The organism is Arthrobacter sp. NPDC093139, assembly GCF_044754165.1.
In the GTDB taxonomy this organism is placed as follows: Bacteria; Actinomycetota; Actinomycetes; order Actinomycetales; family Micrococcaceae; genus Arthrobacter.
This window is the reverse complement of the sequence record NZ_JBIVOO010000008.1, coordinates 37,998-53,277: the sequence shown is the minus strand read 5'-3', so window position 1 is coordinate 53,277 and position 15,280 is coordinate 37,998. Positions and strand designations below refer to the sequence as shown.

Annotated in this window: 14 protein-coding genes; 5 read left to right on the top strand and 9 right to left on the bottom strand. The window is 66.4% G+C overall.

All coding sequences use genetic code 11. The annotated features are described in order from the left end of the window. Positions 1-14: 14 nt before the first annotated feature. From ACIP90_RS13540 to ACIP90_RS13510, 7 genes are all read right to left on the bottom strand, one after another. A complete protein-coding gene (locus tag ACIP90_RS13540) occupies positions 15-854 on the bottom strand; it encodes a sucrase ferredoxin (protein ID WP_400580042.1) in 840 nt (279 codons plus the stop codon). A gap of 113 nt (positions 855-967) precedes the next feature. Next, positions 968-2,173, bottom strand: a complete 1,206-nt coding sequence (locus ACIP90_RS13535; protein ID WP_400579850.1) for a cupin domain-containing protein — start codon at positions 2,171-2,173, stop codon at positions 968-970. Positions 2,174-2,176: 3 nt separating this feature from the next. Continuing rightward, positions 2,177-2,464: a BatC protein gene (locus ACIP90_RS13530; RefSeq protein WP_400579848.1), complete on the bottom strand. Its 288-nt coding sequence runs from the start codon at positions 2,462-2,464 to the stop codon at positions 2,177-2,179. Positions 2,465-2,692: 228 nt separating this feature from the next. After that, complete coding sequence (locus ACIP90_RS13525; protein WP_400579846.1) at positions 2,693-3,886, bottom strand: CynX/NimT family MFS transporter; 1,194 nt, start codon at positions 3,884-3,886, stop codon at positions 2,693-2,695. 88 nt (positions 3,887-3,974) lie between these two features. After that, positions 3,975-4,715 carry a ThuA domain-containing protein gene (locus ACIP90_RS13520; RefSeq protein WP_400579845.1) on the bottom strand — a complete coding sequence of 247 codons (741 nt, stop codon included), beginning with the start codon at positions 4,713-4,715 and terminating at the stop codon, positions 3,975-3,977. Between the two features lies 1 nt (position 4,716). Next, on the bottom strand, positions 4,717-5,829 hold the full coding sequence (locus tag ACIP90_RS13515; protein ID WP_400579843.1) for a Gfo/Idh/MocA family protein: 1,113 nt from the start codon (positions 5,827-5,829) through the stop codon (positions 4,717-4,719). A gap of 35 nt (positions 5,830-5,864) precedes the next feature. Further along, a complete protein-coding gene (locus ACIP90_RS13510) occupies positions 5,865-7,085 on the bottom strand; it encodes an ROK family protein (RefSeq protein WP_400579842.1) in 1,221 nt (406 codons plus the stop codon). Between the two features lie 155 nt (positions 7,086-7,240). Here ACIP90_RS13510 and ACIP90_RS13505 point away from each other — a divergent pair, with 155 nt between their 5' ends. The 5 genes from ACIP90_RS13505 to ACIP90_RS13485 are packed head-to-tail and all read left to right on the top strand — an operon-like array spanning position 7,241 to position 11,894. Continuing rightward, positions 7,241-7,990 carry a sugar phosphate isomerase/epimerase family protein gene (locus tag ACIP90_RS13505; RefSeq protein ID WP_400579840.1) on the top strand — a complete coding sequence of 250 codons (750 nt, stop codon included), beginning with the start codon at positions 7,241-7,243 and terminating at the stop codon, positions 7,988-7,990. Continuing rightward, complete coding sequence (locus tag ACIP90_RS13500; protein ID WP_400579839.1) at positions 7,987-9,108, top strand: Gfo/Idh/MocA family protein; 1,122 nt, start codon at positions 7,987-7,989, stop codon at positions 9,106-9,108. Before ACIP90_RS13505 ends, ACIP90_RS13500 begins: the two co-directional genes overlap by 4 nt. Before the next feature lie 26 nt (positions 9,109-9,134). Further along, complete coding sequence (locus ACIP90_RS13495; protein WP_400579838.1) at positions 9,135-10,346, top strand: Gfo/Idh/MocA family protein; 1,212 nt, start codon at positions 9,135-9,137, stop codon at positions 10,344-10,346. A gap of 1 nt (position 10,347) precedes the next feature. Beyond that, positions 10,348-11,343: a sugar phosphate isomerase/epimerase family protein gene (locus tag ACIP90_RS13490; protein WP_400579837.1), complete on the top strand. Its 996-nt coding sequence runs from the start codon at positions 10,348-10,350 to the stop codon at positions 11,341-11,343. 11 nt (positions 11,344-11,354) lie between these two features. Continuing rightward, a complete protein-coding gene (locus tag ACIP90_RS13485; RefSeq protein WP_400579836.1) occupies positions 11,355-11,894 on the top strand; it encodes a GNAT family N-acetyltransferase in 540 nt (179 codons plus the stop codon). Here ACIP90_RS13485 and ACIP90_RS13480 read toward each other — a convergent pair. After that, positions 11,891-14,023, bottom strand: coding sequence for a glycogen debranching N-terminal domain-containing protein (locus ACIP90_RS13480; RefSeq protein WP_400579834.1), 2,133 nt, complete (start codon positions 14,021-14,023; stop codon positions 11,891-11,893). The two genes, ACIP90_RS13485 and ACIP90_RS13480, sit on opposite strands and share 4 nt — an antisense overlap. A gap of 38 nt (positions 14,024-14,061) precedes the next feature. After that, positions 14,062-15,150 (bottom strand): glycosyltransferase family 4 protein, encoded by a 1,089-nt coding sequence (locus ACIP90_RS13475; RefSeq protein ID WP_400579832.1) that lies wholly within the window; start codon positions 15,148-15,150, stop codon positions 14,062-14,064. Positions 15,151-15,280: the final 130 nt, after the last annotated feature.

Here is a 15,280-nt window from a genome sequence, read left to right as displayed (position 1 = left end):
AAGGGGCTCAGGTGTCAGACTGCGCGGACCGACGTAAGCTCGTAGACCAGGGCGGAGCTCATCGCCGGCCCGCGGCAGGTCAACCGGCACGGCGGGGCGCGGCGGGCCTCCAGTTCGACGTCGACACGCGCCGGGTGAGGCGGGAGACCGGTAATGCGGATCCGCCAGTGGTCGCCATCGCGGACGGTCTCCGTGACCAGATAGTCATGCCGGCCGGCAGGGCCAAAACGTCTAAGCGTGGCCGCGACAGCGGCCTGCTGCGGCGGGAAGAGATCCGTGTATCCGCGCAGATACTCCCCGTGGATGCGGCCGGCAAGATGCTCGTCGATCGTGGCGACGGACGACTCGGCATCCAGACGGCCGTAGTAGACGCCGTCGGGCGCTACAACGACGTTGCCTGCGAACCTGTCACCGCCAATATGCGTGCATTCCCACACCAGCTCCGGCCAGCGCTCACTCAGTGCACGTCCCACGGGCCGTCCCCACACCGCACAGCATTGGTCATGTTGACTGTGGGTGCAGACCAGGATGACGGGCGGATGGCCGAGCCTTCCTGGAATGCTGAGTGCCGTGGCAATCTCCGCCAGATCCTCATCCTTGCTCCACGTTCCCCATTGCTGACGATAGGCGCCGGAGTTCTCATGTCGCAGTACTGCCCAATGGCTCTGACCCTCACGGCGGCGGGGGCCGGGCCGCCTCACCAGCAGCACCCGCGCCTGCGCCGCCTTTGCGGCGGCGAGCACGATTGCTTTGGTCTCAGGCTCGAGATCAAGCCCCTCGAACCCGTTGAGCGGCCACCCGCCCCGGTACTCGATGAGGACCCAGACGACCCCGTGCGAGGCCGTGCCGGCAATCGGGTCGTCGCGCTTCCGGGCGCCTTCAGAGCAGAAGAAGCGTTCCGTGGCAGCCACTGCGGCGGAGTCACTGTTCACGGAGTCACTGTTCAGCGAAGTCATTTTCAACGACGTCACTGTTCAACGGGAACGAGGACCCCTGCACGCAGCAGTTTTTCGACGAGTCCGACGCCGAGATCGTTCGCGCTGTGAACCTCCCCGTCGAGCAGGCGCGTCACAGATGGCAGATCGGGCTCTGCGAAGTCGAACCAGCCCACGCGCGTGGTCAGGCGTGAGCCCTCCAGCCGTGCTTCCAGTGCTCCACGGAGCCGCACCTCGGACTCGGGGCTGAGGCCCTCGACGGCGGCGAGCTGGGCCAGCGGTCCCAGCGGCGCCGGGCGTCCCTGACCTCGCCGGGTGCTGTGGAACAGAGAAGTGACATCAGCCTCCGCGACGGCAGCGGCGAGACGCTCACGGACGGTGTCGATCTCCGCACCCGGTCCGTCGACGCCCAATGGCAGGGTACGGCGCATCTCGGGATCGTCGCACAGCACTGCAAGCGCGGCCTGCGCGAGCTGTTCGGCCAACGCGTAGCGGGTCCAGCTGTGGATTCCGAGCGTGAGGTGGATGGAGACCTCGCCCTGCGCCTGGGCGGCATGCAACCAGCCGCGCGGCAGGTAGAGGGCATCCCCGGGCTCGAGCACGGTATCGATGTAGGCCTCGCCTTTCGCAGCCTCGGCGACAGCGGAACGGCGATCGGTCCAGGGTTGATTACGCAGTGGGTCCGGGTGGACCGGCTCGTGGATGATCCAACGCTTGGTCCCCGCGATCTGCAGGACGAAGACGTCGTGGACGTCGTAGTGATCGTCGAACCCACGGTTCTGAGGCGGGGTGATGTAGGCATTGGCCTGTACCGGATGTCCGAGTTCCGTGCTCAGCTTGGTGCTGAAGTCAGAGACTGGCTCCCATGTGCGGTGCAGAGCCTGCAGGACGAGCGTGGCACCGTCGGCGAACTTCCGCCAAAGCGCGGTGTCGTCCAACTGGTCAGAGATGGTGGCGCCGACGCCGGCGGGAGAGGTGAATGACGAGTCGGGAAATGTGGAGCCGCCCTTGGCGACGCGGAGGAAGGGCGTGCGCAGTCCACGGCGCGAGATCAGTTCGTCGACGGCCTCAGCAGAGAACAGATCGGAGAAGTCGCCGGCGCTACGGGTAAGCAGCGCTGTGCGCCCCCAGATGTCGCCGGCAAACCTCTCGCGGCCGACGTCAATCAGGCGTGTCTCCAGGACCCCGCCGCCTTCCACGGCGCCGGGGTCCTGAAGATCAGTGCGGGTGGTGCTCAAAATTCAGATGCCCCGTTCTGCGGCTCCCCCATCGGCACCGCCGTCGGCTCCGCTGTCAGCGCCTCCATCGGCACCGCTGTCAGCGCCTCCATCGGCACCGCCGTCAGCACCGCTGTCAGCGCCTCCATCGGCACCGCTGTCTGCACCGCCGTCGGCGCCGCTGTCTGCACCGCCGTCGGCGCCGCTGTCAGCTCCCCCGTCGGCGCCCCCGTCACGGGCGCCCGGGACGCCGGCAGCGCCACCGTCCGCCGGGCCTTCCTGCTGGCTCGGATCCTGCTCTGGACTGGTCATACTTCCTCCCGAGAATCGAATGGCTGGGATCACCCCCGTTACCGGCGGCTGATCCCACCGGGCGATCCTTCATCGACACCGCCCGTGATCACCCTATCGATATGGGTCAGCCGTGGGAACAGCCTGTTCCCCTAGACCTCGCCGGTGAGAGGGAACTGCTCAGGTGCGGGGCCTTGAGTGTCCGTTCGCGCTTGGTGTTTAGGGGGCGGACGACGGCGGGTGGCGGCTTTAACGCTGTTTCGGCACCTTGCGCACGGACAGCGTCGTGCCCAGGATGAACGCCAGCACCGATGCCAGGATCACCAGCAGCGGCACCGTCCAGCCTCCGGTGACGCTGTTGACGTAGCCCACGAACGTCGGCGCTGCGGCGGCGACGCCGTAGCCCACGCCCTGGACCACCGCCGACATCCGGCCAGCCGAAGTCTGGTCGCGGGCCAGCTTGATGATGGCCGTGAAGATCACCGTGATGCCGCCGCCCTGGGCCACGCCGCCGATTGACGACCAGAGCCACCACAGCTGCGGCGCCAGCAGCAGCCCGAGGGGAACGGTGAGCCACATGGCTCCCAAGGTAAGGGCGACCGCCGTCGTACTCATGAACCGCGCCGCCAGCGGAACCCCCAGTCCGCCCAGAATTGCAAGGATCTGGAAGAGGGAGGACCCGGCGCCGGCGGCGGCCGGTGCCATGCCGAGTTCGTCGGACAGCAGCGTGGGCAGCCAGGCCGTCACTCCGTAATAGGAGATGGCTTGACCGGCGAAACCGGCGGTCAGCCCCACCGTTGTCCACGGCGAGGCCAGCTGGCCGCTGGCGGGCGGGCCTCCGGAACCATCGTCGGCTGCGGGGATGTATGCCCCGCGTCCGGCTGCGGGAACCCAGAAGGCGATTGCGGCGACGGCGAACAGAGCACTCGCGGCAAGCGCCGGCCGCCACCCGGCGGCTTCAGCCAGGGGCGCCGTCACCACGGACGTGATGAACGAACCGATGTTCAGGGCGGCGGTGTAGATCCCCAGCGCAGTCCCCTGCCGGCGGGAGGAAAAATCCCGTCGGATGATCAGTGGCACCGCGATGTTCCCGACCGTGATGGCCACGCCAAGAATCACGGTCCCGAGCATCACCGTTGCCCCGCCGCCCACGGAGCGCACGACGACGCCCGCCAGAACCCCCAGGAGGGTCAGGGTGATGGCCAGTTCCGCACCCAGCCGACGCGCCGCCAGCGAGGCAAGCGGCGACGCGAGAGAGAAGCACAGCACCGGGATGCCTGTGAGCAGACCCAGCTCCACCGGTGAGAACCCGAGGTCCAGCTGCATCGGCGCCACCACAGGTGCCACAGCCACGAAGGGTCCCCGCATGTTGAGGGCTATCAGGCCTATGCAGGCGAGGAGAATCCAGCTGGCCGGAATTCTGGAGCCGGCACGGTCCCTCATGGAACGGCGGGGTTGGCGGGCGGGAGCACGGCAGACGCTTTCATCAGTTCATTGCTATCACGTGCGTCCCGCCCGCCGGAGCCAGCCCCTACAGGTACCAGTCCCGCTGGGCGTTGCCCACGCCGGGGGCTTCCCGGAACTGGGCGGGCTGCGCCACCCAGGCGACGCCGTTGGCGATCACTTGCTGGATCTGAGGCTGATGGTAGACGGGGTACTCCTGGTCGCCCGGACTGAAGTAGAAGATCCGGCCCTTGCCGCGGGAGAAAGTGACCCCGGACCGGAAGACCTCGCCGCCTTCGAAGGAACTGATGAAAATCAGGTCATCGGGCTCCGGAATGTCGAAGAGCTCGCCGTACATCTCCTGCTTCGGGATGACGATGGGGCTTTCCACGCCGGCGGCAATTGGATGCGAAGGTTTGACTGTCCACACGAGTTCGCGTTCGCCGTCGTTGCGCCACTTGAGGGAACAGGTGGTTCCCAGGAGCTTGGTGAAGATCCTGGCGAAGTGGCCGGAGTGGAGGACGATGAGCCCCATGCCGCCCAGGACGTGGCGCTGCACGCGTTCGACGACCTCGTCGCTGACCTCGCCGTGGGCCACATGCCCCCACCACAGCAGGACGTCGGTCGCGGCCAGGGTTTCCTCCGAAAGACCGTGCTCCGGGTCGGCCAGGGTGGCCGTGCTGATGCTGGAATCCGCGTAAAAGCCTTTCAGGCCGTCCGCGATCGCGCCATGGATGCCGTTGGGGTACATCTCTGCCATGGTTTCCGGCTCGTTATGGGCCTCGTGGACACCTTCGTTCCACACCAGGATGTTGAGTTTGTCGGTCATGTCAGAGCCTCACTTCGCGCTGTTCGAGGGCGGACTTGTAGCAGGCGTCGAGCACCAGGGCGCGGGTCAACGCCAGTGAGCCATCGTGGGCGCCCCACACGGACTCGCCTCCCCGGACGGCTTCCACGAAATCTTCCACCACGGCCTGGTGTGCCCGGCCGGGTTCCGCCACCACCGTGTAGTCAGCGTTTTCGCCGTCCTTCTCCTTGAAGATGCGAAGGTCTGCGACCGGAGCGTCGGAGGCGCCGACGGCGCGCAGGTCCGCGCCGCCGTCGGTACCGTAGACGGTGAAGTCCATCAGGTCTGCTTCGTCCCGGTAAGCCGCCCAGCCGGCCTCGAGGATCAGCGTCCCTCCGCCTTCAAGCCGGATAAAGGCAGAGGCAAAGTCTTCCACCTCAAACTTGTGGGCCGACTGCATCGCGGTGTACCGGGCGTTCCCGCCCAGGCCCCGGGGGCCAAGCTCCGAATGCGTGGACGCCGACACGGAGAGGACCTTCGGTTCACCCAGCAGGTGCAGCGCGTAGTCCAGAACGTGGACGCCGATGTCAGCCAGCGGCCCGCCGCCGGCGAGCGCGGGATTGGTGAACCAGCTGCCCAGCATGGGGATGCCCTGCCGGCGGAGCCAGGAGGCCTTGGCGTAGTACGGGCGGCCGAGCTCGCCGTCGTCCATGATGCTCTTCAGCTTCTGGATGTCGCCGCGGCGGCGGTGGTTGAAGGCGACATCCAGGACGCGGCCGGCCCCGCGGGCTGCCTCGACCATCTTCCGGCCCTCTTCGCCGTTGCGTGCCAGGGGCTTTTCGCTCAGCACGTGCAGCCCCCGCTCAAGCGCGGCGATCGCAATCGGGGCGTGCAGGAACGTCGGCACGGCGACGCTGACGGCGTCGAGCCCTTCGAGTTCGATCAGGTCCTCCCAGCGGGAAAACGTGTGAGGGATGCCGTACTCGGCCTTGATACCGGCCAGCAGGTCCGCCTCCATGGCCGCGACGGCGACGAGCTCCACACCGTCGATGTTCTTGAAGGCCTTGATGTGCTGTTGACCGGCCCATCCGATACCGACGACCCCAACTTTCAGGGGTGCCGTTCCCGGCAGGGACGATGGCTCATGGTTGCTCACGGATGAATCCTCTGTTTCTCGTCGATGTGAAAACGCTAGGCGGTGTGAAGGGCGGCATTCCTGATGGCGGATTCCACCGCCTCGGGCGAAAGTACGTGCTCAATGACCATCCGGCTCGCTCCCCAGATGGCAGCATCAACCGGCGCTTTGGACTGCTCGATGCGCAGCTTGGATGTGGCAAGCGGCTGTGAGCGGCGGTAGACGGTCTCCCGGATGCCTGCCAGGAGCTGGTCACCGGCCCGCGAGAGGCTGCCGCCAACCACGATTACGGAGGGGTTGAGGAGATTGACGCAGATGGCAAGCACCTCCCCCATGTCCCTTCCCGCCTGCCGGAGCGCGAGAATGGCCTGCACATCCCCTTGTGCTGCCAGGTCCACCACGGCAGTCCCGGAGTCCGCATTGATGCCCTGGGCCCTCAGTTTTGCTGCCAGCGCGGGGCCGGACGCCAACGCCTCGAGGCAGCCGTGGTTGCCGCAGCGGCATTGGACGTCCCCGCCGCTGGGAACGCGGACGTGTCCAAGGTCCCCCGAGGCGCCGTCTGCTCCCCGCTGCAGCTGACCGCTGCTGATGATGCCTGCCCCAATGCCGGTGGCAGCCTTCACAAAAAGCAGATTCCGGTGGTCCTGCCAGTAGGCATGCCGCTCGCCCACAGCCATGATGTTGACGTCGTTATCCACCAGTACGTCGGTTCCCAGCTCGGCGCCGACATAGCCGGCAACGTCGAACCCGTCCCAGCCCGGCATGATGGGAGGCTTGACCGGCCGGCCGGTATCGTGCTCCACGGGCCCCGGCAGGCCGATTCCCACACCGGCCACGTCTCCTTCCCCACGGCCGATACTTCGCAGCAACGTCCTGCAGTTCTCGATGACCCAGTCGAGGACGGCTTCCGGCCCCTGCGAAATGCCCAAGTCCCCGGAGTGGCGGGCCAGAATGTCCCCGTTCAGGTCCGTGACGGCAACGGAAGCATGCGTAGCGCCGACGTCGGCCGCGAACACAACCTTCATGCCCGCGTTGAAGACAAACCGCGACGGCGGCCGGCCGCCCGAGGAGGCTGCCTCGCCTGCGGGACCCACGAAACCCAGGGCTGACAGGGCGTCAATCCTGGCCGCCACTGTTGTCCGCGCGAGGCCGGTGACCGCTGTCAGTTCGGCCCGGGTCCGTGCCTTGCCGTCACGGAGCATCTGAAAGAGGTCGCCCGCACGGGCCAGGAGCCCGGTGTCCTCCGACGGCCGCTCGAGGGCGGGGGATGTCTGCATGATTTAAGGAATAGCACACAACGGCGGACTTATGTCAGTAGTTCTCCAAACTTTTGATTGACTTGCGGTAAAAGTAGCCGTAGCTTCGTAATTGACTCCCGGGCACGTTTCCCGTCGCTGATGCCGGCACGGCCGGCAACGAAGTTAGGAAAGCCATGACCTACTCGCTCCAGCTCTATACCCTCCGCGAACCGCTCGAGGAGGACCTTGCCGGCACCATCCAAAAAGTGGCCGAGATCGGTTTCGCCCAGGTGGAGCCCTACAACTTCGTGGCGACAGCCAAGGAGCTCGGGGAAGCGCTGAGGGCTAACCGCCTGACGGCCCCGTCCGGTCACGCTCCCCTGCTCAGCGAGGACCAGGATCAGATTTTTGCCGCGGCCCGGGACCTGGGCATGGAAACAGTCATCGAGCCCTACATACAGGCCGAGCACTGGCAGTCTGCCGAGGACATCCGGGCCACCGCGGAGAAGCTCAATGCTGCCGCGAGGAAGGCTGCCGACTACGGCATCCGGGTGGGCTACCACAACCACCAGTGGGAGCTGGAGTCCACCATCGACGGCCAGACCGCCCTGGAGTACTTCGCCGGGCTGCTGGACCCTCAGGTAGTCCTGGAGGTCGACACCTACTGGGTTGCTGTTGGCGGCAAGGATCCTGTCGAAATTCTCACCCGGCTGGGCGACAGGGTGCGGCTCATCCACATCAAGGACGGCCCGCTCACCACAGATACCAAGGCGCAACTGCCGGCAGGCAAGGGCAAGGTGGCAGTGCTGGATGTCATCGCCGCCGCAAAATCCCTGGAAGTCGGGGTGGTCGAGTTTGACGACTACTCCGGAGACATTTTTGACGGGATCGCCCAGAGCCTGTCCTTTCTGCAGAAGGCGGCAACCGGGCAGGTACGTTCATGACCGAGACGCCGGCGGGCGGCAGCGGTCCGGTGGGCGTCGCCGTCATCGGCGCAGGCAACATCAGCAAGCAGTACCTGGACAACCTGACGGCGTTCCCTGACCTGAACGTCCTCGTCATCGCCGACCTTTCCGAGGACGCGGCCGCGGCGCGGGCCAGGGAATACGGCATACCCGCCTCAGGCGGGGTGGACGCGGCACTGAACAATCCCGACGTCGAAATCATCGTCAACCTGACCATCCCGGCCGCCCACGTGGAAGTGGCCACCGCCGCCGTCACCGCCGGCAAGCACGTCTGGACGGAGAAGCCCTTTTCGCTGGACCGCGATTCCGGACTGGGACTCCTGAAAGCAGCAGACGCCGCCGGACGCAGGCTCGGCTGCGCCCCGGACACGTTCCTCGGTGCAGGCCTCCAAACCGCCCGCCGCCTGATCGAACGCGGCGACATCGGCACGCCGTTGACCGCGATGACCACGTTCCAGACGCCGGGGCCCGAATCATGGCATCCAAATCCGGCGTTCCTGTTCCAATACGGCGCCGGCCCGCTGTTCGACATGGGGCCGTACTACCTCACCGCCCTGGTTCAGACGTTCGGTCCGGTCAGCAGAGTCGCGGCCATGGGCTCGAAGTCCAGGGAGGTCCGCGTGATCGGTTCCGGCCCGAGGCTGGGCGAGGAATTTGAAGTCGAGGTCCCCACCCACGTCAGCGCGATGGCACAGTTCGAAGGCGGCCAGTCCTCACACAGCGTCTTCAGCTTCGAGTCGCCCCGCGAGCGGGTGGGTTTCGTGGAGATTACGGGGACCGAAGCCACGATCGCCCTCCCGGATCCGAACTATTTTGACGGCCACCTGAGGCTCTGGCGGGCCGGCGACGAGGACTGGACCGTCATCCCCGCCACGGGTCCCTCCAACGGCCGCGGGATGGGCGTCCTGGACATGGCCCGCGCCATCCGCTCGGACCGCCCGCACCGCGCCACCGGACAGCTCGCCTACCACGTGCTGGACACCATGGTCGCCATCTCCGAGTCCGTGGACTCCGGAACGTTCATCAACGTCGAAAGCTCCGCGCCGGCCTCCCCTGCACTCCCTGAGGACTGGGACCCCACTGCCTCCACACTTTAGGCCCTCCACACTTTAGGAACAGCGCAATGACGACCCAAGAAACCCGCCGTAGTGCCCGCCCGGATGCCCGCCGTGGTACCCGCCCTTTGGGGGTGGCCATGATCGGTTACGCGTTCATGGGCAAGGCCCATTCGAACGCCTGGCGGAACGTGGCCAGCTACTTCGATGTCCCGTCTTTCGAGCGGACAGTGCTCGTGGGACGGGACAAGGTGCAGGTCGCCGACGCCGCCGCCACGTATGGGTGGGCCGAGTCCGCCACCGACTGGCGAGCCGTCGTGGACCGCGACGACATCGACATTGTGGACATCTGCGCCCCGGGGTGGATGCACGCGGAGATCGCACTCGCTGCCCTCGAGGCCGGGAAACACGTGTTGGTGGAGAAGCCGCTGGCCAACACCATGGCCGAGGCCGAAGCCATGACCCGCGCGGCGCAGGCGGCGCGAACACGCGGGGTGCAGTCGATGATCGGCTTCAACTACCGCCGCGTCCCTGCGCTTGCCCTGGCCAAGGAACTCATCGCCGAAGGCCGGCTCGGCACCGTCCGCCATATCCGGGCCTCCTATCTGCAGGACTGGCTCACTGATGCGCAGGCTCCGATGACCTGGAGGCTGCGCAAGGACGCGGCCGGCTCCGGCGCTTTGGGCGACATCGCTTCCCACGCCATCGACCAGGTCATGTTCCTCCTCGGTGAAGGCGTCACCGAGGTCTCGGGGCGGCTGCACACCTTCGTTTCCAGCCGGCCGGGTGAGCACGGCCCGGAGGACGTCACGGTCGACGACGCCGCCTGGGCGACGCTGTCACTCACCGGCGGGGCCATCGCCTCGGTCGAGGTCTCGAGGATGGCCACCGGGCAAAAGAACTCACTGAAGCTGGAAATCTATGGCGACAAAGGCGCCCTCCTCTTCGACCTTGAGAACCTGAACGAACTGGGCTTCCTGGACGCGACGGCCCCGGCCCGGGAACAGGGCTTCCGCCGCATCCTCGTGAATGAACCCGACCACCCCTATATGGGCGCCTGGTGGCCGCAAGGCCACATCATCGGGTGGGAACACACATTCACCCACCAGATCCGTGATTTCCTCACCGCTATTGACGGCGGCAGCGCCCCCTCGCCGTCCTTCGAGGAGGGACTGGCCGTCCAGCGCGTTCTGGCAGCCGTCGAGGAGTCCGCCAGCGCAAAGTCCTCCACCGTCCAGCTCACCGCCCCGGTGAGCGATTCCCCCGCCGAAGGAGCCTGACATGCCCCGCCCGTACACCCTGTTCACCGGCCAGTGGGCCGACCTGCCCTTCGAGGAAGTCGCCCGGCTCGCGTCCGGCTGGGGCTACGACGGCCTCGAGATCGCCGTGTCCGGGGACCATCTGGACGCCTGGCGCTGGGACGAACCCGGCTACGTCGAGTCCAAACTCGCCGTGCTGGAAAAGCACAACCTCAAAGTCTGGGCCATCTCGAACCACCTCAAGGGCCAGGCCGTCTGCGATGACCCCATCGACTTCCGCCACGAAGCCATCGTCGGCGCCAAAGTCTGGGGTGACGGGAACCCCGAAGGCGTCCGCCAGCGCGCCGCCGAGGAAATGAAACACACCGCACGGCTCGCCAAGGCCCTGGGCGTGGACACCGTCGTCGGCTTCACCGGCTCCTCCATCTGGCAGTACGTCGCGATGTTCCCGCCCGTGCCGGAAAAGGTCATCGACGCCGGCTACCAGGACTTCGCGGACCGCTGGAACCCCATCCTGGACGTCTTTGACGAATGCGGGGTCCGCTTCGCCCACGAAGTCCACCCGAGTGAGATCGCCTACGACTACTGGACCACTGTCCGGACCCTGGAAGCGATCGGACACCGCGAGGCGTTTGGCCTGAACTGGGACCCCTCCCACATGATGTGGCAGGGCATCGACCCCGTCTCCTTCATCTGGGACTTCAAGGGCCGGATCTACCACGTGGACTGCAAGGACACCAAGCTGCGCATGACGGGCCGGAACACCGTCATGGGCTCGCACCTGCCCTGGGGCGACCCCCGCCGCGGCTGGGACTTCGTCTCCGCAGGACGCGGCGATGTCCCCTGGGAATCCTCTTTCCGCGCCCTCACCGCCATCGGCTACACCGGCCCCGTCAGCATCGAATGGGAAGACGCCGGCATGGACCGCCTCCACGGCGCCCCCGAAGCCCTCGCCGCGCTCAAGAAGTTCGACTTCCCGGCCTCGCAGGCCAGCTTCGACGCCGCCTTCAAGCAGTAGCATCGGGACCCATGACACACACCATCCGTAAGGCAACAGCGGACGACGCCGGGCGGCTGGCTGAGCTGGCGGCCGTCACCTTTCCGCTGGCCTGCCCGCCGGGCTCCTCCCCCGAGGACATAGCGGCCCACCTCGCCGACACACTCAGCGAGCGCCACTTCCGCACGTATCTCGCCGACCCCGGTGTGACGATACTGGTCATCGATGCCGGCGGCGGCGGTCTCCGCGGCTACAGCCTGCTCGTGAACCGGCCGGCCCTGGATCCTGACGTGGCCTCTGCGCTCACCGCCCTGCCCTCGGCGGAGCTCAGCAAATGCTATGTCCATCCTGACCATCACGGCCTCGGCGCCGCGGCTGACCTGATGCAGGCCACCATCGGGCACGCCGCAGCCGCCGGGGCAACGGGACTGTGGCTCGGCGTCAACAGCCAGAACACCAAGGCCATCCGGTTCTACGAAAAGTCGGGCTTCCGGAAGGTGGGGACCAAGTCCTTCCGGCTGGGAAGCGCTGTGGAACACGACTTCGTGATGGAGCGGAGGCTGGGCGGCTAACTCACGAGGTCTTTATAGAGTGGCAGGCGGGGGTCGTTCCGGAGCGTCAGTCCCGGCGGCAAGCCCTCCACGCTGCCTTCCCTTCCTTTGGCCCGGATGGTGATCCTGGAACTGCCCAGGAGAACGTTATCGGCGGTGATGTCGCCCATCCTGTCCGGAAGGATCGGTGCCAGGTGGACCTCGTTCCGGGTGAAGTCCGGGTCGAAGCGCAGAAGAATGCGGGCCAGCTGAACCGGAGCCGCCGCCGCCCACGCCTGCGGGGAGCACGCCGTCGGATACGGCACCGGCTCCGGGAAGTCGCTCCGGTCAAACCCGCAGAACAATTCCGGCAACTGTCCGCCAAAGTGGGCCGCCGCCGCGAAGAGCCCGCTCGCGACCCTGCTGGCCTCGTCCACAAAGCCGTACCGCATCAGCCCGGTGGCGACGAGCGCGGTGTCGTGCGGCCAAACCGAACCGTTGTGGTAGCTGACCGGGTTGTACGCGCCCATGTCCGAGGCCAGTGTCCTGATTCCCCAGCCCGTGAACATCTCCGGTGACATGAGGCGCTCCGCGACCAGCGGCGCCTTATCCTCGTCGACGAGTCCAACCCAGAGGCAGTGGCCCATGTTTGACGCGCACGAGTCAACTTGCTGCTTGTCCTTGTCCAGGGCGATGGCGTAGTACCCCTTGTCCGGCATCCAGAACCGTTCGTTGAAGGACGTCCTTAAGCGGGCAGCACGCGCGGCCCAGTGGCGCTCCTTGGATTTGTCACCCTCCCAGCGGGCAAGCAGCGACCGCGCCACGTAGGCGGCATACACGTAGCCTTGGACCTCGCACAGCGCTATCGGCGGCTCGGCCATCCTGCCGTCGGCGAAATTTATCCCGTCCCACGAGTCCTTCCACCCCTGGTTTAAGAGTCCGTGGGGGTTGGGCCTCTGGTACTCCACAAAGCCGTCCCCGTCGCGGTCCCCGAAATGCTCAATCCATTCCATGGCACGATCCGCATGCGGCAACAGCGATCCAATGATGTCCTCGCCGAGTCCCCAGCGGCTGAGCTCCCCCAGGAGGGAGACGAACAGGGGGGTCGCGTCGGCCGTGCCGTAATACGCTGTGCCACCGAGGGCAAGGCCGGCACTGATGCCAAACCTCACCTCGTGGGGGATCCGCCCCGGCTCTTCCTCAGAGTCCGGATCCACCTTTTGGCCCTGGATCCCGGCGAGGGTCTGCAGCGTGCCGGCAGCCAGGTTCGGGTCGACCAACAGTGCCATGTACGCGGACAGCAGCGAATCCCGACCGAAGAGTGCCATGAACCACGGGGCGCCTGCGGCGACAGCAGCCCGGTCAGGGTGTGCATCATCGAAGATGCGCAGGGAGCCCAGGTCGTTCTGGCTGCGGTTCAGAACATTCTGAACGTTCCGGTCCAGGACGGTCACCCGCGGTACGTGCTCCCCCCAAGCCAGATGCCTCTTAACGCCCATCCTGTGGTGCGGAGGCGAAGCCTCGGAAAAGGGCTCATCCGGCCCCACTCCGTTGATCAGTGGAACCACGATGACGGCGGTGGACCATTGTCCCCTGGGCGGAATTTCCACCCGGAAAGCCAATGCATCCTCGCGTACCAGCGCCCCTGCTGCCCGGATGGCCGCACCCCGCCGCTGGCCGTTGCGCTCAGCTTCGATATGGAGCTCCGCACCCTGAACCGACCTGAGGACAACGGCACCGGTTGCCGCCCTGCCACCCTTGACATCGAAGAGGTCCGCCATGTCGGCCTCGATGCTGAGCTCGATGTCACAGTCCGCCGGCTCGGACGAGTAATTGACGATGGTGATGTCGTCCCTCAGCCCGGGACCTATATGCCGCTGGTGCCGGACCACCAGCGGGCTGTCGAATCTGCCGTCAGCGGAGCGCGCCCTGCCAACGAAGGTGGCTTGGAAGGGGGCAGGCGTCTGGGTGCCCAGCGGTTCACGGAGGGATCCATTGACCCGGAGCATCCAGCGGGAAACCACCCGTGTGTCCTGGTAGAAGACCCCTTGTGGTCCGCCGGGAATGATGTCCCCGTTGTGGGAGGAGATGCAGAACGAGGACCCTTCGACCACGGTGACCGAGCCGGCTTCGGATGGACCCGCTTCGGTACCGGCATTCCACGCATTCATGGGCTGATCCCTTCCCTTGCCAGGCGCCGCGGCTGGGGTCAGGAACCGGGCGCCAGCGAATCGTGTATCTGATTCTCACGCACCATGGCCGGATCGGAAACCCCGGAAGGCAGCTTCTGCTCCAATAGCTGGGTGTACAGATCCAGGTGGTCCGCGACCATCCGTTCCGAGCTGAACCGTTGCTCGACGGAGGCGCGGCACGCTGCCCTGCTGAGCTCGCCGGCCCGGAGCAACAGCGCCGGCAGTTCGTCCAGGGAAGCCAGGTAGCCGGTGGATCCGTGGTCCACCACTTCCGGCGCGGCGCCAATGGGCGTGCCGATCACGGGCGTCCCTGTGGCCAGGGCCTCGATCATCACCAGCCCGAAAGGCTCGGACCACTGGATGGGGTTCAGGAAGGCGCAGGCTTCGCCCATCAGCGCGTACTTTTCGGTATTCCCAAGCTCGCCGATGAACTCCACGGTGGGCCCCAAAAGAGGTTCAACGACCTCCCTGAAGTAGCGCAGCTCCTCGGGTTCGCGGATCTTTGCCGCGAGGCGCAGCGGGATTCCGGCCTTCCGGGCGACGGCGATGGCTTGGGCCGGACCCTTGTCCGGGGACATTCGTCCCACAAAGCACGCGTAGCCTCCCTGCCCCGTGCCCACGGGCACTCCGGCCAGATCCATCCCGTGGTGGATGACCCGCGCCACCGGCACGTCCGGTGTGCGGCTGACCTGGTCATGGGAAATAGCAACGATGCTTGCGGTCCTGCCGATGTCCCGGTAAATGTCCACCGCCGGCGGCGTCAGCTGGCAATGGATGGTCGTCACCACCGGCACGGCGGGCGGGCGGTGCGGGTACAGCGGGCCGGCCATGGTGTGATCGTGGATGATGTCCACTCCCCCCATCCCCCGGTAGGCGCGTATCACGTGACTCAGTTCCGAAAGCGTGAACCCCAGTTCGGCCGTTTCGGCCTTCCGCATGTCCGGGACTCGGAGACCGGGACATTCGCTGTCGGACGGTACAGCCAACACCACCTCATGGCCGGCCTCGGCAAACCCCCGGGCAAGGCTGTCCACTACCCGCTCAGTACCGCCGTAAGCGGGCGGGGGAACCGGAATCCACGGTCCCGCAATTAGTCCTATCCGCATGCCCGGCCTCCTGGGACACAGGGCAGGATGCTTCCGGACAACGGATAGAAGCGCCTGCCTCGGCACACCCGAGTAACGGGTGCGTTCGGATGAACGCCATCCGACGACTGACGTCATAACCTATGTCAAA